Origin of the sequence: Methylobacterium nigriterrae (assembly GCF_037106235.1) — a bacterium.
Lineage (GTDB): Bacteria > Pseudomonadota > Alphaproteobacteria > Rhizobiales > Beijerinckiaceae > Methylobacterium > Methylobacterium nigriterrae.
The window spans coordinates 1-223 of sequence record NZ_JBAWTG010001113.1 but is presented as its reverse complement, the minus strand read 5'-3'; the positions used below and the strand labels follow the sequence as shown (position 1 = coordinate 223).

General features: G+C 70.0%; 1 pseudogene. It reads right to left on the bottom strand.

From position 1 onward, the window contains the following. Nucleotides 1-223 (bottom strand): annotated as a pseudogene (locus WDW90_RS40455) (hypothetical protein); the annotation flags it as partial.

Here is a 223-nt window from a genome sequence, read left to right as displayed (position 1 = left end):
CAGGAAGCTGACCGACAGGACGAAGGGACAGGCCAGGACGAACAGGTCCACCAGGCGCCCGAGGGTCGAGAAGCCGTAGATCCGCGGCAGGACGATCAGGTACAGCGCCAATCCGGGCATCACAAGCAGGAGATGCGCGAGGGCTTGGCCCACGATGGCCCGCGCGCCCGCCCGGCGTTGCCGCCCCAGGCTCCCGCCCTTCTCGAAGGCGACGCCCCCAACG